Here is a 21,788-nt window from a genome sequence, read left to right on the forward strand (position 1 = left end):
TTGAAAAGACAAGACCAAAAAAGTAATTAAGTTTTTTAAAAAAAGAAAAATCTTTAATATCTTCCCATTTGTGTATTTCTGACCAAGAAGTAAAGGACCGTGGACACATGGACGTTTTTAGCAGACTAAATCGTCAGAATCATTTTTATGTGGAACAGATAGATGGTGTCATGAGAGATCCAAATTCTCCCAGTGACAACGACAATAAGAAAGATAATGAACTCAAGAAAAAATTATTAACTATAACTAAACGGGTTGTTGCCTCTGCTCAAGAATTTCAAGATGGGAGAGAAGGTGCTAGTAACTATTTAAAAAAAACGCAATGGATGCCCTATAAAAACGAGGAGTTAGAGGAAACAAAAGAGCTATTTTCTCTACTTACTTCCATGGATAAGAAGTTAGCTCAATTATTTTTTTATCTTCCCTCTTGTGGAATAGAGTGGGAGGATTTTGTAAGTTCAGTTGAACAGATTGAACAGAACTATGGCTTAGGCGGAATATTATTTTCTTGTGGTTCTTTTGAAAAGCAATGTAGGTATGTTCGTGATTTCAATAAGTCTCAGATAATTCATTTACTTTTGGGATGTACTATTCCTCATAGCTTGGAATTTTATTTGTTGGAGCGGGATTTATCTTTAATGGACTGCAAAAATCTTTATGAGGTAGGAATTGGTTTAGGAGAGCTACTTAAAGATTATGGGGTTATGATTTCATTAATCTTTCAAGAAATAGTCAGTATGGATATGACCAACTATTCTGAGTTGCTCAGGGGACTAAAATATTCAGGTAATATACAAGGAAAATTACATCACTGTGATTGTTCTCCTACGACAACCACACCAAGTCCCATAGCTTTACGTTATAGTTTAGCAAACACTATACGAGGTTTAGCTATTGACGTAGACTTCTCAAGATTGAAATTTATGGGATGTTCTATGTTGACGAATGTTGAGAATACAATAAAAGCACTGAATCATGGAGTCGAGTGCTTTACTTTTTCTAGTCTTAAAGAGCTTAAGAAGGGAATTAAAGTACTAACTCAATTAATTACCACGGGTCAAGTAAGTCCAGCAATTGTCAATAAAAGCGTGATAAAAATTCTTACCTTGAAAAGACGCTTTAAATCTATACATCTATAATTCTATGAAGGGGTTATTTGTAATTCTTCAGATTGTGCAGATAATCCCTTAACTTTTTCTTCTAACATTCCTAAACGTTCTTCTAATTTAGGTAGGCTACGGATTTTAGCAACTTGACGATGAATTTCTTGATATGGACGAGCAGGAGCTCCTCCATAGATACCAGGAGAACTTATAGATTTAGTAACTCCTGTTTGAGCCATCATAATTACATGGTCTGTGATTGAAATATGACCTGTAATTCCTGTTTGCCCTCCAATAATCACGTGGTTACCAATTTTTGTAGAACCAGCGATTCCTGCTTGTGCAACAATCATGCTATGCTTCCCAACTTCTACATGGTGAGCTATCTGCACTTGATTGTCGATTTTGGTACCTTCACGTATGATGCTATTTTTGAAACGACCCCTATCTATGGTAGTATTCGCTCCTATTTCAACATCATCTTCGATAATCACTTTCCCCAAATGCTTAAGATGTTTATGCCGGCCAAAAGCATTGGTAATGTAACCAAAACCACATGAACCGATAACAGCACCAGGTTGGACGATCACACGCTTACCCATCTCTACACGTTCGCGAATTACTACTCTAGGATGTATTAAGCAATGTTCTCCAAGAGTAGAATACGCACCTATAACACTACCAGTCCCAATGTAGGTAGAATCTCCAATACATGCGTGTTGGCATATAACAGCATAGGGCTCTATACAAACATCCTTGCCTATGGATGCTGTTGGATGGATAACAGCTGTAGGGTGAATTCCTGGGAATCCTGAGTCAACAGGAGAAATGAATAATTCGATACATTTCTGGAAAGCTATAGAAGGGAATTCTGAAACTATAAGGAAATTCTTATTTAAATGACCGTACTTTTGAGCTTGAGCCTTTGATAAAATAATAGCTCCAGCTTCAGTAATCTTTATAAAACGAGCATATTTTTCATTATCAAGAAAAGTGACATGGTGAGCTTTAGCTGCACTTATCTCTTCAACACCAGAAATAGGAGTTTCTGTATTTCCTTGAACTTCAACTTTTAATAAGTCTGCTAACTGTTGAAGAGTATAGACCAGCTCTTGAGGCATACAAAACTCCTTGGTTCTTGAGGTATCTTAGTTATTTTTGAAAGATTCATCAAGAATTTTGATAATCTCATCAGTTTTATCAGCACTAGAATCAATGGATAGAACCACTTCGTCGTTCAAGATCGCGAACAAACCTGTTTTTTCTCTTACTTTTGCAGAAGCTTTTTTTACTTCTTGTATGAGCTTTTGAACCCTTTTCATATTGGTTTGGTTCAACATTTGGTAGTATTGCGATTGTAAGGCATTATATTCTGCGGAAAGATCCTCAAACTTTTTTCTTAATTCTTCAGCAGCTGAAGTAGAGAGACTCTCGATATAATCTTCGTCTTGTAATTTATTATAAAGTGACGACAGTTCTTCTTCCATTTTTTCAGAATTTTTTGAGAACTGTTGTTTCATGTTTTCTAGCTCTTCGGTTTCTTTTTTCCCAAAAGCAGATTCCTCTAAACAACGTTTCAAACTGACAACGCCTAAGCGACACTCGCTAGAGCTTTCATCAGCAAAAACTTGCTGCATACCCGCTAAAGTTAGAAAAGTGAGAAAAACAGAGCTTAATGATTTTTTCATATTAACCTTTATAAGATCTAAGAGATGAAGAGCTTTAGATTAGCAAAAGCTCTCTCTGAAGACAACCAAAGATTTAGAGCTTTGCTACTTTTTCACAGCTATATTTAGAAGACGCCTCCTAAAGCAAAGAAGAACCGTTGTGAAACATCAATTTTTTCTCCCTCAAACATTTCTGTTGGGCGGAATGGCCAACCAAATCCTAACATAACTGGAACGTTGTTCATTACGTCAAAGCGTAAACCAAAGCCAGCACTTCCACAAAGATCTTTCAAACGGATAGTGTATTCTTTAAGTCCAATAAATCCTGAATCTAGGAAGACGAAAGCACTCACGTTAGGTTGATTGATTAAAGGATACTGGAACTCTTCCGTAAGTAGGAGAGAGGATAATCCACCTTGAGGTTCTGTAGGAGAAAACTTAGGACCAATGATAAATGGTTTATATCCCCGAACAGTAGTTTCTCCACCCAAGAAAAAGCGTTCACTAATAGGAATGCCTTCTATAGTTGTGTCTCCAAAAGGTTTAAGGAACTGAGCTTCTCCTTTGATTTTCAAAACCCCTTTCCTTGTTAGCTTACGATAAATCGAACTGTTTAAAGAGAGTTTTGTGAAGTGGTAGGTACCACCAAGACCAGAAACTTCGAAATTTACGCTACTACGTATACCTGTAGTAGGGTTTCTAGGGTTATTTACGGAATCGTAATTTAGATTTACACCGGCAGCAGATATAAAGCCTTTATTAGCAGCAAGATCAGGACCGGCTTGATCTTTTTTCTTCTTATATAAGCTAGTTTGTGTACCCCGGTAATAGATACCGTATTTTAATTGTTGATTTAAGATATACGTGGTACTGACATTTCCACCATAAGTCTCAACGGAATAATCCTTAGAAAGAGCTCTATTAATAGACTTATCAAGTTCGACACCTAGAATCCACGGTGTATTTAAAAAGTGAGGCTTTGTCCATTTAAGAGTATAGTCGGTGACTTTATCCCCGAAGTTTGCTTTTAAGAATAAATACTCTCCACCACCTCTTAGGCATCTAAAACCTTTAGAGCACAAATGTCTGATACCTAAAAGATCAAAATTGCTTTCAGAAAGCTCGATTCCTCCAAATAAATTGTCTAAAGAGCTAAAACCTAAAAACAATCCTAAGTTTCCTGTTGTAGTTTCTTTAACTTCTATGAAGATATCTCGATATTCTTCAGCATTGTCTAATGGATCCAATTGAGAACGTGCAGTATATACACTGACACTTTGGAAATAACCCGTATTTCTGAGGCGTTGCTCAGTATCTTCCAGTTTTAATCTGTTGAAAGTATCCCCTGGGAATAGGCTGCTTTCGTGTAAAATCACATCATGTTTTGTATGAGTATTTCCCGTGATTTTGATTAAACCAACTTTATAAGGAGATCCTTCACTTACCTGGTAAGTTACGTCGTAAACAGGACGTGAGGCATGAGGCGAAAATGTTACGTCAACATTCGTGTTAATGTAACCATACTTTGCATAAGTATTCTTAATTTTTTGTGCGCCTTCCCATATGTTTTCGGGGCAGTAAATATCATCAGGACCCGCAGATAATTGTTTTTCTACAAGGCGCTTAGGCAGTACATCGAATCCTTGAACATGTACGTGACCTAAAGTATACAGAGGGCCTTTATCGACATCCATGTAGAGTACGATATTTCCACATTCGTCTACTTCACGTCTTGGAGTAACTGTTGCATCAGCATAGCCTAGATTATGTAAATAGTTGGTGATAGCAAACGAGTCTTGCTCAACAATGTCAGGATGATACAGACCATTTCCTGTAAACCAACTAGTAGTTTTTGAATACTGTTTAGTCAGAATCAGTTCTTTGACATCTGCCTTTTCACATCTATTGAGACCTGAAATTTCTAACTTTTTAATTTTACCACAAGGACCTTCCTGAATCTGGATCAGGACATCAATGTAACCCTTGTGTTCATTATGATCTAATTCATAACAGAGTTGTGATTCAAAAAAACCGCGTTTAAGGTAGTAAACTCTAAGCTCATCAAAATTTTTTAAGAACTTTTCCCTATCAAATACATCATTTTCGTAGATTTGTAGAGTTTTAAGAATCTTATGAGAGGGTACGGCTTCGTTCCCTTTAATAGAAATTTTTCGAATGCATGGCTTGGCAACAAGAAGCAAAGAAATCGTGGTTTTGCCATTAGAAAAATCAACTTTTGGTTCTACTCTATCGTAATCTTTAGATAGATTGCGTAGGTCTTCATCAAAATCTGCTTGAGAAAACAAAGAGCCACTTTTCGTTTTTAATTTCGGTAGCGGATGTTTGTTTAAAGAATTTTCACCTTCAGTTGTAATCGTAATAGATTCAACGAGTGTGTATCCTTCTTTAACCGTTTCTGTAGCCGCTAGAGCTAATGGGGCGTGGATTAGCGCCAGAACGGTAAACCGCAGAATAACTTTATTTCGCATCATGAACATTCGAAAGAATTTCCCCTAGGCAGAAAAACTTGTTTATTGAAGTAAGCACAAAAATAAGGACTAGGATGTTTTTTAACAAGATCTTACTATCTTAAACATTGAAAGTGCTTCTAGAGATACTTATGTTTTTATAACCAAAAAAATTAAAAGTGCAAAGGTTTTATTTCAAGTTTAATATGGGTTTCGGCCAGAAAAGGCTCTAGCAAGCGTTCCGGAGTCTATATAATCAAAAGACAATCCTATTGGCAAACCTAGAGCCAAACGAGAAATAGATATGGAGGAATGAGAAAGCTCTTGTTTTAAGAAAAGGGCTGTAGCATCTCCTTCTAGAGTGGCGTCTAGAGCTAGAATAATTTCTTTCGGTTTTAAAAATTCTATACGTTGTTTTAGTAAATGCATTCTCTCTGCATCAATATGTTTTCCCGTTATTGGCGATAGTAAGGCTCCTAAGACATAATAGTGACCTTTGAAAATTTGGGAGCGCTCTAAAGCAAAAATATCTTTAGGAGTTGCTACGATACACAATATAGATGTGTCTCGATTGTTTTGACAAAATGAGCAAAGACTTTCTGGGTGACTTTTCAAGCAAAAACAAGTGGGACAATGGCTGCGTGCAGCAGAGAGTTCGGAAAAAGCTTTCCCCATGGATTCTAATTGATCCTTATCCCAATCTAATAGTTCGAAAGCTAGTTTTTCTGCTGTTTTAAATCCTATCCCAGGGAGTTTTCTAAGAAAGGAGATGAGTTTGGATAAATAGTCAGGATACTTTAGCATTTTGGAAATCTATAATTTTTTATTGTATCTCAGGGTCACAGAAAGTGCTTAAATACTTAAAATAAAAGTTAGGGTATAAACTCTTTGAATAGTATACTAGCTTTTTTCTTTATTTATGGTTGTGCGTGAAAAAAACAAGAAAGGCATCTATATGGGCTACAGGTTCTTATTTGCCCGAAAAAATCCTATCTAATTCTGATCTTGAACAGATGGTTGATACTTCGGATGAATGGATAGTAACAAGAACCGGAATCAAAGAAAGGCGTATTGCAGCAGCTAATGAATATACATCCATAATGGGGGCTAAAGCTGCTGAAAGAGCAATACAGAAAGCAGGTCTAACTAAAGACCAAATAGAATGTATTATTTTTTCTACATCAGCCCCGGATTATATTTTCCCTTCAAGTGCAGCCTTGGCTCAAGCTTATTTGGGGATAAAAGACATTCCAGCATTTGATTGTATGGCTGCTTGTACCGGTTATTTATACGGTTTATCAGTAGCTAAGGCCTATGTCGAATCAGGGATGTATAATAATGTTTTGCTTATCGCCGCAGATAAACTCTCTTCTTTTGTAAATTACAAGGATAGAAATACCTGTGTTCTTTTTGGGGATGGAGGTGCTGCCTGCATTATTGGAGAGAGTCGTCCTGGAGCTTTAGAAATCACTAATGTGAATTTAGGAGCAGACGGAAGTGTAGCCGATCTATTGAGTCTTCCTGCTGGAGGGAGTCGTGTTCCTGCTTCCCAAGAGACTCTAGAAGCGGGTAAGCATTTTATTTCTATGGAAGGGAAAGAAGTGTTTAAACATGCAGTAAGACGCATGGAGTCCGCTGCTAAAACTTGTATTGCTGGCGCTGGAATTGAAGAGAGTGACATAGACTGGTTGGTTCCTCACCAAGCAAATGAAAGAATTATTGACGCTATAGCTAAACGTTTTGAAATAGACGAAGGTAAAGTATTTAAGACGTTGTGTAAGTATGGAAATACAGCTGCTTCTTCTGTATGCATAGCTCTTGATGAGTTATTACAATCGCATACAATTCACTCTGGAGAATACTTGCTTCTAGTTGCTTTTGGAGGGGGGTTATCCTGGGGAGCAGTTGTTTTACAACAGGTAGAAAGTTAAATGACGAAAAAAATAGGATTTTTATTTCCAGGTCAAGGTAGTCAATACGTTGGTATGGGTAAAGATTTAGTAGAAAACTATCCAGAAGCAGCGAAAGTGTTTGCTTTGGCTGATGAGACTTTAGGATTTTCTTTATCCTCCATTATGTTTAACGGGCCTGAAGAGAAGTTGCTTGAAACTGCATACAGCCAACTAGCAATATACTTGCATAGTTTAGCTGTAGTTGAAATTTTATCTTCAAGAACTTCTATAACTCCTGCAGCGGTTACAGGTTTAAGCCTGGGAGAGTATACAGCTCTAGTGGCTTCTGGACGTATTTCTTCAGTTGATGGCTTTAATATTATTAGTAAACGTGCTCAATTTATGAATCAGGCTTGTCAACAAAGTCCTGGTGCCATGGCAGCAGTTTTGGGTTTGACAGCCGACGTTATTGAGCAGAATTTAGAAAGTTTAGGAGAGGGGATTTGGGTTGCCAATTACAATGCTCCTAAACAGATAGTTATTGCTGGTCTAAGAGAAAAAATAGAAGAAGCTGTTAAATTGTTTACAGATTTAGGAGCCAAAAGGGCGATACTATTAAAAGTATTTGGAGCTTTTCATACTCCACTGATGCAGTCAGCTGAAGATGAGTTAGCGCCTTACTTATATGATTTGAATATGAATAGTTCTGAAATCCCTTTTGTATCTAATGTTACAGCCAACTTTCTAAGGAATAATGATGAAATTCTTCAGTGTTTAGTCAAGCAAATGACTTCCCCCACGTTATGGTATCAAAGTTGTTCTAAAATAGATTTAGAAGTTGATGAATTTTTAGAACTTGGTCCAGGTAAAGTTCTTGCTGGATTGAATCGTTCTATAGGATTAAATAAACCTATTAAAAGTTTAGGTACAGTAGAAAGCATCAATAATTTTTTATCAGGGCTATAGATATATGAATGGTATATTGTTGGGAAAGAAAGCGATCGTTACCGGGGGATCTAGAGGTATAGGATTTGCCATTAGTAAGCTTTTTGTAGAGCAAGGTGCGGACGTTGAGATTTGGGGAATAAATGACGAGGGTGGTAAGAAAGCTGCTCAAGAATTATCGAAAATAGGAAGACCTGCGACTTTTGCTAAAGTTGATGTTAGTAAGAGTGAATCTGTAAAAGAGGCCGTTCAGAATTTTATTACAGTACATGGTAATATTGATATTTTAGTAAATAATGCGGGGATTACTCGAGATAATCTTTTAATGCGTATGTCTGAAGAAGAGTGGTCTTCTGTGATTAACACTAATTTAAATTCCCTATACTATGTATGTTCTAGTGTAATTCGTCCTATGATTAAAGCTCGTTCTGGGTCTATCATTAACATTAGTTCAGTTGTTGGTTTAATGGGGAGTCCAGGACAGACCAATTATGCAGCTGCCAAAGCTGGTATTATAGGGTTTAGTCGAGCGTTAGCTAAAGAAGTTGCTGCAAGAAACGTTAGAGTGAACTGCATAGCTCCTGGGTGTATTGATACTGATATGACCAGAGTGTTAAATGATAATTTAAAAAGCGAATGGTTAAAAAATGTTCCTATGGGGAGAATGGGTTTCCCTGAAGAAATTGCTAACGTAGCACTATTTCTTGCTTCACCCTTATCTTCTTATATAACTTCTCAGGTATTGAGTGTTGATGGAGGTATGACATACTAAATAGGTTGCAAACAATCTAGATTGAAAAATTAGATTTTTGTGATACTGGTTGTTTTCTCTTTTTAGGAAATTTTAGGTAATTGTGTAGATAAAACATAAGGATATAGCAATGAGTTTAGAAGATGATGTAAAGGCAATTATTGTTGAGCAACTTGGGGTAGATCCAAGTGAGGTAAATGAGAATTCTTCATTTATCGAGGATCTTAATGCTGATAGTTTAGACTTAACAGAGTTGATTATGACTTTAGAAGAAAAGTTTAACTTTGAAATTTCAGAACAAGATGCAGAAAAATTACGTACTGTAGGCGACGTTCTCACATATATTAAAACACGTCAGGGCCAGTAGTTGGACTACTCCTTTTGAGGTGCGTTTGTATCCTTAGTGCATCATTTCCACTAAAATAGCGCACCATTTCTTTTATTTTTCTTTACATGACTATTTTCTTAATGCATTCAGGAATGCATTTTAGATTATCTTTTATGAGATGGGATGTCTAAAAGTAATTTGCTTAGCGTATAGCTCTAGGAGCGATAAAGCTACTGAAGGGCATTCTTCAACAATACTCAGAAATTGTCCCTTACTTAAAGTGAGGGTACGAACTTGAGTTATTGCTTCCGCATTATATTCTCTGGGTTTGTTGCTGAATAAACTTTCTTCTCCAAAGCACTCTTGTGATGAAATTGTAACAGATAAAGATGAGCTGTTATCGGTAATTTTGACGTAACCTTCTACTATGATGTATAAGCTGAAGCTGGGTTCTTCTATAGAAAATATTTTTACTCCAGGCTTAAAGATCATGATTTCAGTTTTATCTGAAATCGCAAGGAGGATGTCCATATCTAAAGAATTAAATATAGGATTTTTCTTTAGAAGGAAGGCGCGGTCAATTAAATTCATCAAGAGACTCCTGGCTAAATAGTAAAGAAAGTAACTAGATTGTCAGAGTCATCTTTATTGTGATTTGTATGCTCTTCATCTAAAGTCGAATACGGCGGTACTGGTTGAAAATCAGCGTCGCAATTTGCTAATTCTTCCTTTAACTGTCTGGCTGTAAGTTTACTTAAATATGAAGGAGAATTTTCCATCATATTCAATAACTCTTTTAATGTTAAAGGAATAACACCACATTTTAGATAGTATTTTTCACTACGCTTTCCTGGGTTATTAATGAAGGGATCGAGTAGAGCAAATAAATAATCTTCGCAATTTTTTTCTAGAGATTCAAGTGCTTGTGCTTTTGCTTTTTTATTTTTTCCTGTTAGGGCTCTTATAAGTATATCAGAGTGTTCTACAGATCCTAAAATACCTAGGAATTCAAACATGAAGTTCACTTCAGATTGATAGTTGGATTCTAAGGTATTAACTAATAGGCTGAGGTTGTATTTAGGATAGGATTTTTGAATATAATTCTTATGATAATCATAAAAGATAGCTTTTAAGGCTTTAGATTTTACGATTTTATAAGCGTGTTTCTTAAAGAGTTTGTTATCAATTTTACAAAGTGCTTTGGCAGCAAGAATACGACAACGGTTGTGTATGTTATTATCAGAAAGAATCTGAAGGAATGCGGTTGCTGTTTCTTTAGGTAATCCTATAATAATCGACTCAGCCTGTTTCCTAGAGGTGCTTTTTAATAATGAGGTGGTGATGAGGAATTCTTTCACTAATGAAGCATCTAAAATAACACTAATTGTTTTCAATAGATAGTCACAGGCTTCTTCGTTATGAAGATGGTGTCTTAGTACTTGTAGTAATTTCTTGCAGTAAGGCTTGTGTAAGGTTTTCACAGATGCGTGTAGAGCCTTACATGTTTGAATAAAAATCTTGTTATTCGTGTTATCTAAGAATTCGACCAAAGTAGAGAAATTGTCAGGATTTTTTTCTAGGGTGAGAATAGAAAGTCCAATGGATACTACTCGAGAATCTGCGGAGGTGAGGAGTTCTTTAAGACGTGCATCTGCAATATCACGATATTGTCCACAGATTTCTTGCCGGCGAACTGTAAGAATTGCGGCGAGTAATTTATCACCGGGTTCATCATAAAGGTCTTCAGAAATATCAGAGATGCCTAATAAGTCATGTTCTGCAAAATAGAGATGTATTCCGGCAGCAATTGAAGGGTGTGGTGTAGTCATTGACCATCGTTTTAGGAGCTCTAGAGTAAGAAAATCTCTAGCCCAGAGACTATTCTTTAGCATTTCCATGGTTTTTAGCTTACTTGGTAAGCTCAGCTTATTCATATGAGCTAATAAACTAGGAAGGACACTACGACTACCAAGATTTAGCAAATGCTGGAAGGCAAAGATTTGATGTTTTTCATGTTGATGCTTTAGATGAGTGAGTAGTAACAGTTCTGTTTGTCTCTTCTCTTTTAAAGTCATGGATTTTATCCATTCTAGCATGGTTTTTTTCAGATGGATAGCTTGAGAAGATAAGTTTCTTAAAATGGCTTTGGCGTAGTATGACCGTAATAAACAAGCTAAGACGACTGTGATAAGGGATATCACAAGACAGACTGTATATTGGTAGGAAATAGCAAAACATAGGAGAGCCCACACGAACATGCCTACCGGCTCAATAAAGCACTCTATTGCAATTCTAATCTGGTTTCGAATACTGTTAGGAACCCCATAAATCAGCAACTGCAGGTTATTATCATCTAAAGCATAAGTCAATCCTTCACGAGCTACCATACCGACGGTTGCAATGCCAAGTGAGGTTTTAAATGACCAACAGAAAAACAGGCTAGTGAAGCATAGGGGGGCAAAAAGGATAATATTGTTCACCCCCATATTCTTTACAATTCTGCTGTAGGCAAACAGAGCAAAGCACATGTTTGTTAAAGAAATCCAGGATGACCACTTTGTGATATGTGCTGTAAGTTCGTATGTGTCTCGTTCTGCGAAGTGATGTTCGAAGATTTTTAAGTAATTAAACTCTGTCGCGATAGCAAGTAGCTGCATTAAGAAATAAAAACATAGTAAATAGAAGGTATAGCTATCCTTTAAGCAGAGTTTAAAAGCTTTTGAAGCAGAAGGAGGATGACCAGTGTCTATAAAATGGTCATGGTCTTCGGATAATTCCTTTAGAGATTTAGATACATAATGCACGATAGGGTAGCAACTGAACAGAATTACGACAAAGAGTACGAGAATTCTTTCAATCCCTATGTATTGAATTCTGTTAACGATTCCGCAACCAATAGCATCCCCTAAAAATATGATGGCATTGAATATGCTGAAATGTCTTTTAGCATCTTGAATATTAAAGAATTGGTCTACAAATCCCCAGAAATTTGTATAAGCTAATATTATAGAGCTCCATGTGAGCATGCGATAAATCAGTAGTGGCGTTGAGGGAATTTCACTACATGTGACTGCGTAACAAAAAAGGTAGAGGTTGCATACAATGATACTGGTTATGGGCAATAGAAATAATGTCTTTGGAGCAACTCTTTTTTTACATAAATTGTAAAGAATCAGTGAAGATAGAAGACATAGAATTGATGATGAGCCCAAGTAAATAGAGGGCAGGCCTTCTGTTCCTACATTTTCGAGAAAAAGCCCTTCACTTAATGCTAAGGAACCGTAACAACCTATTCCCCAAATTAACCCTAAAGCTAAAAATAGAAGGGCTCTTCTCTCTTCTCCATGATGCAGATTCAATAGCAAGCGAAGGGCTTTTTGCATGGCAAACCCACCTAAGAAAATAATATATTAACTGATGAAATTAATTAATTTCAAGGTGCGTCTAGGTGATTAAACAATAATAAATTTTATACAATTTATTTTTTTAATTTCCTGTTAATCTAGTTTCAAGAGGCAAGGGTTTGTTGTGACGAATTAATGAAACGCAAAGCACACTAATTAAGCAGATCACCGTTACTATTGAGGCACTAACAATAGCCCATATAGAGTTTGCTGTATTAACTAAAATGGCAGCAACTTGAGGCAGTACACCAGCGAGTCCTAAGGAAGCTAAAACAATAATGATAATAGCAACTAAAGAGATGGCTAGCAAGAATGCTGATAAAGCCATAGGACCACTGCAAACGCCCGTTGGGGAAGACAACCCATGTAGTTTTGTCTTGATTGCAGCAACTTCAGTTCTAAGTTCAGAAACGACTGCAGAAGTATTTGCCATGTGCGACTGCATTATACGCATCAGGTAGCTTTGATCTATTGTTCCAGATGCTGTGCCCGGAACGTGAGTCCATCCCGCTGAATATTGTTGCTGTAGACCTGATACAGCCGCCTGAATAGTAGATAACTGTGCTGAAATTTCATGTGCACTTAATGGAGGTAGCGATGTTTCGGTTGTATTTAAATCGGTTCTTACAGAGGTCATAATGTCTAACTTCTCCTAAGTATTCTTTTATAATAATCAAGCTTCTATTTGAGAATTGTTTACCATGTAGATTGCAGGTCTGCTTCTTAGTAAAGAAGTAATAGATATTGTGCAGAGAATCATGATGGAAACTGATGCACATGAGATAATAGGTAGAGATATACAGGCACCGACTGTATACATGTTAAGTAGAGAAATAAATAGAGGGAAGCCTCCGCAAACAGCAACGATACACATAATAAGCAAGGTGATAGCAATGAGAGCTAAAAGCGTTAATACTACTGCTGCAAGTTTCGAACAAGTGGAGGGAGGCCGGGAACCTACTATATAGGCGGAGTTACCTTCAGAACGAGGAAATCCTGCATTGTGATTTGCCCGTGATTCGAATAATAGCTCTGTGATTGTATTTAAACACCCTTTTAGACTGTCTACTTCGTCTTTTAAAAGAGCCATATTACTCGCCACATTATTTCCTGTGGCAACGGATTGAGAAGCAGATCTATCTAATAAGCTGATTCTCTCTTCGATTTGCCTCACTTGACTATCTAACGAGCTAATTCTTCCGTCAAAGCTAAGTAAGACTCTATTTAAAGCTTCTTGATCACCGACTTGATCAGATGACGACGATGGCGTTGTTATTGACATATGATTCCTTACGTTGCTTTGAGAAAAAATAACAAAACTTAAAACAGAATATCTTAAAGAACAGAATATATCAAGACATAAGCTTTTAATTATCTAAGTTATGCAAAGAAAAGTACTTAGAAAGTTTTTTGTTTAAGGACCATAAAATAACTAACCCTATAGACCATTGTAAAATCAAACTAGAAAGACTGTAAACAGATATAGGGTTCCACCAATTGCCGTCTTCAGGGAAAAGCCCTTCGTAAAAATACCAGCACAGTAAAGTAGCTCCCTCGATTGGGAGTAAATATTTTATTATATAATCAAAAGATTTGTTGAGGTGTATATCCCCAGGAACAGCGTTAATAATTTTCTTTTTTAAATGTGGTAGCCCGTAATTTATTGCTGCATAGATAAAAATAAGACCATTGATAATTAACCCTATTCCCCAGACAGTGTCTTGGTTCGCAAATACAGACAGACTTAAAGAGGATGGCACACCAAGAATAAAGGCGATGATTGTGGCGGATAACTCCGCTATGTGTTTTTTGATGCCGAACTCTGAGAGTGTTTGCGAAAACAAAAACAGCATGGAAATCATTGATGAAAGAGCGGCCATAGCAAAAGCCAGGAAGAATATAGAACTGAAAATACCGGGTAGATAGGCAGAGCCTGGAACTCGGGTAAACAATTCTGGAAGATAGATAAAAGCTATACCTATACTAGATGAGCCTGCGCCTTGTTGTAATTGCGTTGTGCCTAAAGTATCTAATGAAGCGCACGTAGCAAATACAATGACCCCCATAATTAGGGAAACGAGGTTATTCGATATTGCTGTAAGAGCTCCGTTGCTCACCACACCCGTTTTTTTTGAGGCGAATCCTGAATATACTAGGAGTAATCCCCAACCAGCTCCGGTATCCCAGGCATTTTGGGTTAGAGCTTCTAACCACAATTTGTAGCTAGATAATGAGGTGAAATCTAGAGTAAAGAGCTGTTTGATTCCTTGCATGGCGTTAGGAAGTGTAATAGCTCTTAGGAGTAAGACTAGGGTGCACACAAAGAATGAGGGGATAAGAATTTTATTGCACTTCTCAATGCCTTGTACAATGCCTTTACGAATGATCATATAAGCTAAAAACAGGGACAGGAAATGAAAGAATAGAGGGGAAAGGCTTTGATAGTGTGTTTCCCACAATTGAGAAAAGTCATTTCCAGCATAAATTTTCCCGGAAATAGAGTAATAGAAATAGCTGAGACCCCACCCAACAATATTCGAGTAATAAGCTAGAATACACGTTGTTACTAAAGTAATAAAGCCTCCTAACCAGGCATATTTTGGACCTGCTGTTTTGATTAGGGTGCCTATCGGAGCTTTCTTTGTTAATTTTCCTAGAGAAAGCTCTACGATAATAAGAGGAATAGACCAGATAAATAAAAAAAGAAGCCAAATTAAAATAAAGGCCCCATTGCCATTTTGTGCTGCAATTCTAGGAAAACGCCAGATATTGCCAGCACCAACGGCTATTCCCATCATGGAGAAAATAAAGCCTAGTCTAGAAGAAAAATGGGTGGAATTTTTGCTCATTACATTTACTCTAATTCAATAAACTTATCTGAAAAGTGTTTGTTTGTCATACTTACAACACAACAATCAGACCAGACATTTAGAGATGTTTCAATCATGTCCAAGACGGTATAGAAAGGAAGAATTAATCCTAATAAATGTAGGGGAATTTGCATTGAAGTAATCAGAGAGGAAGCTAGGAAAAAGCATCCCATGGGTACCCCTGCATTGCCAACAGCACATAGCGTCGCAATAAAGATCCAACCAATCATAGAGAAAATAGAAAAACTCACACCATTTGATGTGGCAACAAAGAGCACGGTAATTAAGATAAAGGCTGCACAACCATTCATGTTAATCACAGAACATAGAGGAAAGGCAAGTCGTGATAATGATGGTTTGATTTTGAGTTCTTCCTCAGCTAGTTCCATGGTTAAAGGTAATGTAGATGCAGAGGACTTTGAAAAGAAGGCCGTAATTAATGCAGGAGACATGCTTTTAGCTATTTTGATAGGTGAAAGCTTATTGGCTTTCAAAAGCCATGGAAGGACAATGCACCCCTGAATTAAGTTCGCTCCTACTACACAAAGGAGATATTTACTAAAAATTACTAAGTTTCCTTGGCTGTGAGTGACTTCCTTGTAGAACAGAATGGAAAAAGCCATGGTAGCTGGGATGAGTAATTTTAGTATCCCCTTAGCAATATTAAGAAGAATAGAAAAAAACGTTGAGAATAGTGTTTGAGTGAAATGCTTTTCTTTTTCAGCGAGGAAAAGAGAGGAAATCCCTAATAAAGCAGCTAAAAATGTCGCAGAGATAACATTATTCTCTAAAAATGGCTCAAGAATGTTTCCAGGAATTGTATTTGCCAAGACCTTTAGGTATCCCGTTGAGCATGTGGCTGAAGCAGATGCCGTAGCTTCTTCTAATGGCATAACAGGGTAGATAATGAGGAATAATCCCAAACCAATTGTAGCAGCTATGATAGTAGTAAGAAGCGTGTAGTAGAGTACTTTGCTCCCCAGGGACAACATTATTTGAAAATTTTTAATTGACGTGATCGTAGAGCCAATAGCAAAAAACACTAGAGGAAGACTTAAAAACTTTAACAATTTTAAAAAAATTCCTGATACAATCTCTGCGCTTTGAAATATCAAGGGGATATTAAAGGAAGCGAGACCCAATCCTGCTAACATACTTCCTAATAATAAGAGGTTGTAATTCGATTTTGCGATTTTCTTTCTCATGATTGGCACTAAAAAAATTTTAATAAAAGTGTAATAAGAGTATAGTGTTTCGAGAATTTCTTTTCTTTGAAATAAAATAAAATAAAACTTTTTTAAAGTGTAGCATGTCTTGTTTTAATCTATCCTCAGTTAACCAAAGATTAGCTCCTGTTGGACCTAACCATTTTCCGGACGAAACAGATTGGAAAAATGTGTTTGAGTCCAAGATTATGAAAAGCTCTCGCAGTCATTTGGAACTAGAGAAATATCAGGCAAATCGTCAAACACGTGTTGCCGTCATTGCTTTATCTGTGCTGGTAACTTTAGTGTTATTAGCTATGCTTCTTGGAACCTTACAAATTCAAGCTTTTGTCATGACATGGGTTGCGGTTGTTGTAGCTGTAGCTGTTCCCACGATTTTACTCACAGGGGGCATGTATGTCTTGTATAGGATTAGCAGGAAAGTAGATGTTCTTGCGGGCTCAGTAATCAAACCTTTTGGGAATAGGGTTTGGGCTCCGATGCCACTATGTCACTATTACAAGCCTAAAGCTGAAGAAAAAGAACGTATTCAAGAAAGAATTCAAGAAACTCATATAGACTTGTCAACTTTGGATAAAAATGGTTCTGGAGTAGCATTAGTCTATTTTTATCCAGATGGTATAGATTATAGAATCCCAACCTTTGTATTTCCTTTAATAGCAGCTCCGTTTGTTGTTCTGATTAAAATGGTCTATAATTTGATCAGATTTATAGTGATTCCTTTTTATATACTTTTGCAAATGGTCATACAGTGTGTTTCTAAAACAGATATCTCTAAAGAAGATCGCTTTATTTTTAAGGATATAGTTCGAGAAATGGCTAGATCTCTCGTTAACCTTCTGAAGGCTCCTTTTTATGGCACAGCTTCAATGATGGCAGTCTTTTATGGTTTATTAAACCCTTTAGGAGGGCGAGTTGCTTATAGTTGTATTGAAAGAGATTGGAATAATGATGTGATTCGTTCTCGTGGCGTGTGGTTGGCAGTTCCTCAGCATAATTTTAAATTTGAAGGAGGAGGTACACGACAAGGATTAGGACAATTCAGTTATTACCTAATTGGATGTTTTCAACCTATTGGTATGTTTTTATTTAGAGAAGGAAAGATTGTGTCAGGTGCTCATACGTCGGTGCAATACTATCCTCAAGAGAGTCTACCTATTTATCCAGGAATAGCTGTTATTCCTGCTTCTGAAATTGAAGAAAGTAATCATGATGAGGAATTGGACAGTGCTAACAATGTAGAGTTAGAAGAATTGATCTAGTCTGTTTTCTTTTAAACTCCCATCTAAAATATTTTTGATGAAAAACTTAAATGCGTTAAACTAGCCTCAAAGTTTTTCTGTCAGACACTTTTACGTTTACTATCTAGGTATATTAGTTTTGAAATTCTAAGCTTTTTGTCTCAGAAAACCTTCAACAGTAGTATAACTTAGGGTTGTATTCGCTAGGAATAGAAACTCAATCTTTTATGGTATCCTCTAAGTTGTATGAAGAAGAGAATATGACAGTACAGCAGTCACAAGATGGGATCATCCTTACCTTTCATTTCTTCTAAAAATTTTCACGGAGAATCCGATATAATCCCCGAATTCGGTTGTCCATCAGCATTCATAAATTTTCTTATTTCCGAGTTAGTAGACCTTGAAGGTTCTTCAGAGATTGCTGAGGGCTATTTATCTTTATCAGAGAGCCTATTGATGCTTTCCCGAGATCATATCGTGGTTTTAAAAATCATCATTTTCTACGGGATGAAGTATGGGGTGAATAAGAAAAATTCTCGAATCTTGGTCGATGTTTTAGCCTACATAGATATCTTATTTAAAAAATTAGGCATTAGCTCTTCGGATAGACTCTCTTTGTGTTCTGCTAAAGTATGTGCGAATTTTGAATTATTTTCTTTAACTAGCGACACTAAATTCTTAGATCAGGTCTTCAAAGATTTTCATGTCCTAGAACAGTTACTTAAGATTCATCCTCATTTGAATGATAGATTAGGTTGGGAGCATTTTTGTCGCGGAGAAAAACACGAGGAAGTTTCTTATTTAGCAACTGCTTATGTATATGAAACTGTAGGAAAATCTTACTTAACATTATATTGTAAAAGCAAAGAAACGGCAGCTCTTATACGAAGCTCTCAATGTTTTTCTAAGGTATTAAGCCTGGTTCCAAATCGAGCAAGTGCTCACGCAGATTATGCCGAATGTTTGCAATTTTTCGGGCTAGAATCGGGAAAGTCTTCCTATATAGAACAAGCTATAGATCACTTGTCTAAGGCTATTTTTCTGAGCTTTAATCGTCATATTGATAGCGCAGCTCATGAGAATTATCGCTATAACTATGCTTTAGCAGTAGTAAGATTATTTGATCTAACTTATGAAAAAGAGCATTTCTATCAGGCGAATAAGGTATTGTATCAAACGGTGCAAGCATATCCTCATATTGCTGAGCTGTGGGTGTTGTGGGGGGAATTGTTGATTCGTTCCGGTTGGCTTAACAGCAGCATGAAGCACATAGAAATGGGGTTGGATAAGCTTGCTTCAGCTCAGAAAAAAGGAGCAGACCCGATTATTTTATCATCGCTTCTCGCGAATGGAATAGCAGTCCTTGGGTTGTATTTAGACGAACCCAATCTATTTAAAGAGAGCCGTACGCGGTTAGTTGCCGCAATGAGAGCTTTTCCTGGGAATAGTCATTTAATTCAAGCGTTAGGGGTGGTACAGCTTTGCTCAGCTTTATATTTTGGTGACGATGCGAATTTTGCCGCTGCTGCATCTTGTTTTAAATCTTGTATTGAATGGGATGCAGAAAATATCAACGGGTGGCAGAAGCTTTTTGATGCATATTTTGCTTGGGGGGTAAGAAAAAAAAGTGTGAGATTGTTGCATAAAGCTGTTGATATTATGAAGAGGTTATGTTCTTTACGTCCTGAAGTATTTTTATTTTGGAGCGATAGAGGCTTAGCTTTAAAATGTTTAGCTGAAGCAACAACAGATCTTGCTTATAAGGAAATTTATTTAGAAGAATCTTTACTATACTATCGTAAAGCTTGGGATCTTACCCGTAGAATAGAAATTTTGGAATTGTGGGGACATTCTTGTTATTTATTAGCAAATCTTCAAGAGTCTCTAGAATATTATGATCAGGCTTATACTTTATTATCCGCTATAGATGAAGATAAACGGTCCTTCAGAGCCAAGGTCATTATCGCATCTACTCTTTTAGGAAAAGGGAAACTATTAGAAGATGAGTCTTTGGTTGAACAGGCTTTAGTTATTTTGAATTCGTTAATAGATGAATGTCCTGATCAAGAAGATTTACTACTCTTATTAGGAGAGGCGTGGCTATTTTTATTTTGGAAACGACGTTGTTTGGAATCCGAGGAATTAGTTAGGCTATATTTAGAACAGGCAGTTGCCTTAGGGTGTAGCGAAGCTTATTACACTTTAGGTAAGTTTTATGCTGTTAAAAAAGAGATAGGTCAGGCTTGGGCCATGGTAATGCGTTCTGTTGATTTTGGTTTTAAAATTACAGAATCGCGGTGGTTAAATGATCCGTGTTTAGCAAATTTGCGAGCTGGGCACGAGTTTCATGAAGTTGTGGCTAATCAAAGAGGTAAACTATGGTGGGCGAACAAAACAGAGGCGAAGAGAAACTAGACGCAGCTCTTGGTTCAGGAAACTTAATGGATTCAAAAACTAGCCATTTGGATGATGAGCTAAGTTTTAAGTTAGAGAAAGCGTTTACCTGTTTATCTACTGATATACATTCCCACGATCTTTCCAAGATTGTTAGTGAATATAATCCTATAGACTTAGCTTATGCTGTTTCTTGTTTGCCACCAGATTCACGTGCTATTCTTTATAAAAATCTCTCATGTATAGCTTCTCGAGTTGCTTTTATTATTAATACGGATTCTGCTTCTCGTTGGGCTATTTTTCGTAAATTGACTGATATAGAAGTATGTGCATTGATTGATCAGATGCCTCCAGATGAGGCTGTATGGGTATTAGATGATATTCCTGATCGACGGTACCGTAGAATTTTAGAATTGATAGATTCTAAAAAAGCATTAAAAATTCGTGATTTACAAAAGCATGGTCGGAATACAGCAGGGCGGCTCATGACGAATGAGTTTTTTGCTTTTTTGATGGAAACGACCGTAAAAGATGTTTCCGCTTGTATTAGAAATAATCCGGGAATAGATTTAACCCGGCTGGTGTTTGTTTTAGATTTTAAAGGAGAGCTTCAAGGTGTAGTTACCGATAGAAGTCTAATCATTAATCCTCCTGAAATCTCTTTAAAGCAGATCATGAGCCAAGTAGAGCATAAAGTCTTACCTGATGCGACTCGAGAAGAAGTTGTTGATTTAGTAGAACGTTATAAAATTGCTGCTTTACCGGTTGTTGACGAAGAGAATTTTTTAATAGGCGCGATTACATACGAAGATGTTGTAGAGGCTATTGAAGATATCGCCGATGAAACTATAGCTCGCATGGCGGGAACAACAGAAGATGTAGGGTATCATAGTTGTCATGTTGTTCAGAGGTTTTTACTAAGAGCTCCTTGGTTATTAGTTACTCTTTGTGCTGGACTAGTCAGTGCTTCAGTGATGGCTTATTTTCAAAAGATTGCCCCATCACTGCTAGCTCTCGTGATTTTCTTTATTCCTTTAATTAATGGAATGTCAGGGAACGTTGGTGTTCAATGTAGTACGATTTTAGTGCGTAGTATGGCTACAGGGACTCTTTCATTTGGAAGACGTAGAGAAACCATATTTAAAGAGATGAGTATTGGTTTATTAACTGGAGTTGCTTTAGGAATTCTTTGTGGGATTGTTGTTTATCTTATGGGATTCATAGGGATGAATCTTTTTTCAGGAGGAGGATTACAGCTTGGGGTTACTGTAGCAGCAGGTGTTTTAGGAGCATCATTAACAGCGACTACTTTAGGCGTTCTTTCCCCATTTTTCTTTGTGAAATTAGGTGTAGACCCAGCTTTAGCTTCAGGACCTATTGTCACGGCATTAAACGATATTATGTCTATGGTGATATTCTTCTTAATAACAGGTTTCTTGAACTTTTGTTTTTTCAGTTAATAGTTTTTCTATATTTTTGATCAACTTCATAAGGTTCTT

General features: G+C 36.8%; 18 protein-coding genes. 8 read left to right on the top strand and 10 right to left on the bottom strand.

Going from position 1 to position 21,788, the window contains the following annotated elements; translation table 11 throughout:
* The first annotated feature begins 107 nt into the window (after positions 1-107).
* Positions 108-1,139 carry a hypothetical protein gene (locus G5O_RS07555; protein ID WP_006343156.1) on the top strand — a complete coding sequence of 344 codons (1,032 nt, stop codon included), beginning with the start codon at positions 108-110 and terminating at the stop codon, positions 1,137-1,139.
* 2 nt (positions 1,140-1,141) lie between these two features.
* On the opposite strand, the gene lpxD is transcribed toward G5O_RS07555, so the two are convergent.
* The 4 genes from lpxD to recR form a co-directional block, all read right to left on the bottom strand.
* Entirely contained in the window at positions 1,142-2,224 is a 1,083-nt protein-coding gene (gene lpxD / locus G5O_RS07560) for a UDP-3-O-(3-hydroxymyristoyl)glucosamine N-acyltransferase (protein WP_006343157.1), read from the bottom strand.
* Positions 2,225-2,251: 27 nt separating this feature from the next.
* Positions 2,252-2,791 (bottom strand): OmpH family outer membrane protein, encoded by a 540-nt coding sequence (locus tag G5O_RS07565; RefSeq protein ID WP_006343158.1) that lies wholly within the window; start codon positions 2,789-2,791, stop codon positions 2,252-2,254.
* A 104-nt stretch (positions 2,792-2,895) separates the two neighbouring features.
* Complete coding sequence (gene bamA / locus G5O_RS07570; RefSeq protein ID WP_006343159.1) at positions 2,896-5,268, bottom strand: outer membrane protein assembly factor BamA; 2,373 nt, start codon at positions 5,266-5,268, stop codon at positions 2,896-2,898.
* 171 nt (positions 5,269-5,439) lie between these two features.
* Positions 5,440-6,042: a recombination mediator RecR gene (gene recR / locus G5O_RS07575; RefSeq protein ID WP_006343160.1), complete on the bottom strand. Its 603-nt coding sequence runs from the start codon at positions 6,040-6,042 to the stop codon at positions 5,440-5,442.
* A 125-nt stretch (positions 6,043-6,167) separates the two neighbouring features.
* On the opposite strand from recR, the gene fabH reads away from it, so the two are divergent.
* The 4 genes from fabH to acpP all read left to right on the top strand — a co-directional run bounded on the left by fabH (position 6,168) and on the right by acpP (position 9,193).
* Positions 6,168-7,169 (top strand): ketoacyl-ACP synthase III, encoded by a 1,002-nt coding sequence (gene fabH / locus G5O_RS07580; protein ID WP_006343161.1) that lies wholly within the window; start codon positions 6,168-6,170, stop codon positions 7,167-7,169.
* Entirely contained in the window at positions 7,170-8,096 is a 927-nt protein-coding gene (gene fabD, locus G5O_RS07585; protein WP_006343162.1) for an ACP S-malonyltransferase, read from the top strand.
* A gap of 4 nt (positions 8,097-8,100) precedes the next feature.
* Positions 8,101-8,847 (top strand): 3-oxoacyl-ACP reductase FabG, encoded by a 747-nt coding sequence (gene fabG / locus G5O_RS07590; protein ID WP_006343163.1) that lies wholly within the window; start codon positions 8,101-8,103, stop codon positions 8,845-8,847.
* 109 nt (positions 8,848-8,956) lie between these two features.
* A complete protein-coding gene (acpP, locus tag G5O_RS07595) occupies positions 8,957-9,193 on the top strand; it encodes an acyl carrier protein (RefSeq protein WP_006343164.1) in 237 nt (78 codons plus the stop codon).
* A 132-nt stretch (positions 9,194-9,325) separates the two neighbouring features.
* On the opposite strand, the gene G5O_RS07600 is transcribed toward acpP, so the two are convergent.
* The 6 genes from G5O_RS07600 to G5O_RS07625 form a co-directional block, all read right to left on the bottom strand.
* Positions 9,326-9,745: a cyclic nucleotide-binding domain-containing protein gene (locus G5O_RS07600; protein ID WP_006343165.1), complete on the bottom strand. Its 420-nt coding sequence runs from the start codon at positions 9,743-9,745 to the stop codon at positions 9,326-9,328.
* A 14-nt stretch (positions 9,746-9,759) separates the two neighbouring features.
* Positions 9,760-12,537, bottom strand: coding sequence for a hypothetical protein (locus tag G5O_RS07605; protein ID WP_006343166.1), 2,778 nt, complete (start codon positions 12,535-12,537; stop codon positions 9,760-9,762).
* Between the two features lie 103 nt (positions 12,538-12,640).
* Complete coding sequence (locus G5O_RS07610; RefSeq protein ID WP_006343167.1) at positions 12,641-13,195, bottom strand: hypothetical protein; 555 nt, start codon at positions 13,193-13,195, stop codon at positions 12,641-12,643.
* A 36-nt stretch (positions 13,196-13,231) separates the two neighbouring features.
* Complete coding sequence (incB, locus tag G5O_RS07615; protein ID WP_006343168.1) at positions 13,232-13,840, bottom strand: inclusion membrane protein IncB; 609 nt, start codon at positions 13,838-13,840, stop codon at positions 13,232-13,234.
* Positions 13,841-13,925: 85 nt separating this feature from the next.
* On the bottom strand, positions 13,926-15,407 hold the full coding sequence (locus G5O_RS07620) for a sodium-dependent transporter (protein ID WP_006343169.1): 1,482 nt from the start codon (positions 15,405-15,407) through the stop codon (positions 13,926-13,928).
* Between the two features lie 5 nt (positions 15,408-15,412).
* Complete coding sequence (locus G5O_RS07625) at positions 15,413-16,633, bottom strand: dicarboxylate/amino acid:cation symporter (protein ID WP_006343170.1); 1,221 nt, start codon at positions 16,631-16,633, stop codon at positions 15,413-15,415.
* Positions 16,634-16,737: 104 nt separating this feature from the next.
* On the opposite strand from G5O_RS07625, the gene G5O_RS07630 reads away from it, so the two are divergent.
* The 3 genes from G5O_RS07630 (at position 16,738) to mgtE (ending at position 21,749) form a co-directional block, all read left to right on the top strand.
* Positions 16,738-17,916 (top strand): hypothetical protein, encoded by a 1,179-nt coding sequence (locus tag G5O_RS07630; RefSeq protein WP_006343171.1) that lies wholly within the window; start codon positions 16,738-16,740, stop codon positions 17,914-17,916.
* Positions 17,917-18,177: 261 nt separating this feature from the next.
* Complete coding sequence (locus G5O_RS07635; RefSeq protein WP_006343172.1) at positions 18,178-20,310, top strand: tetratricopeptide repeat protein; 2,133 nt, start codon at positions 18,178-18,180, stop codon at positions 20,308-20,310.
* A gap of 26 nt (positions 20,311-20,336) precedes the next feature.
* Entirely contained in the window at positions 20,337-21,749 is a 1,413-nt protein-coding gene (gene mgtE / locus G5O_RS07640; protein WP_006343173.1) for a magnesium transporter, read from the top strand.
* Positions 21,750-21,788: the final 39 nt, after the last annotated feature.

The organism is Chlamydia psittaci 6BC, assembly GCF_000204255.1.
GTDB lineage: Bacteria > Chlamydiota > Chlamydiia > Chlamydiales > Chlamydiaceae > Chlamydia > Chlamydia psittaci.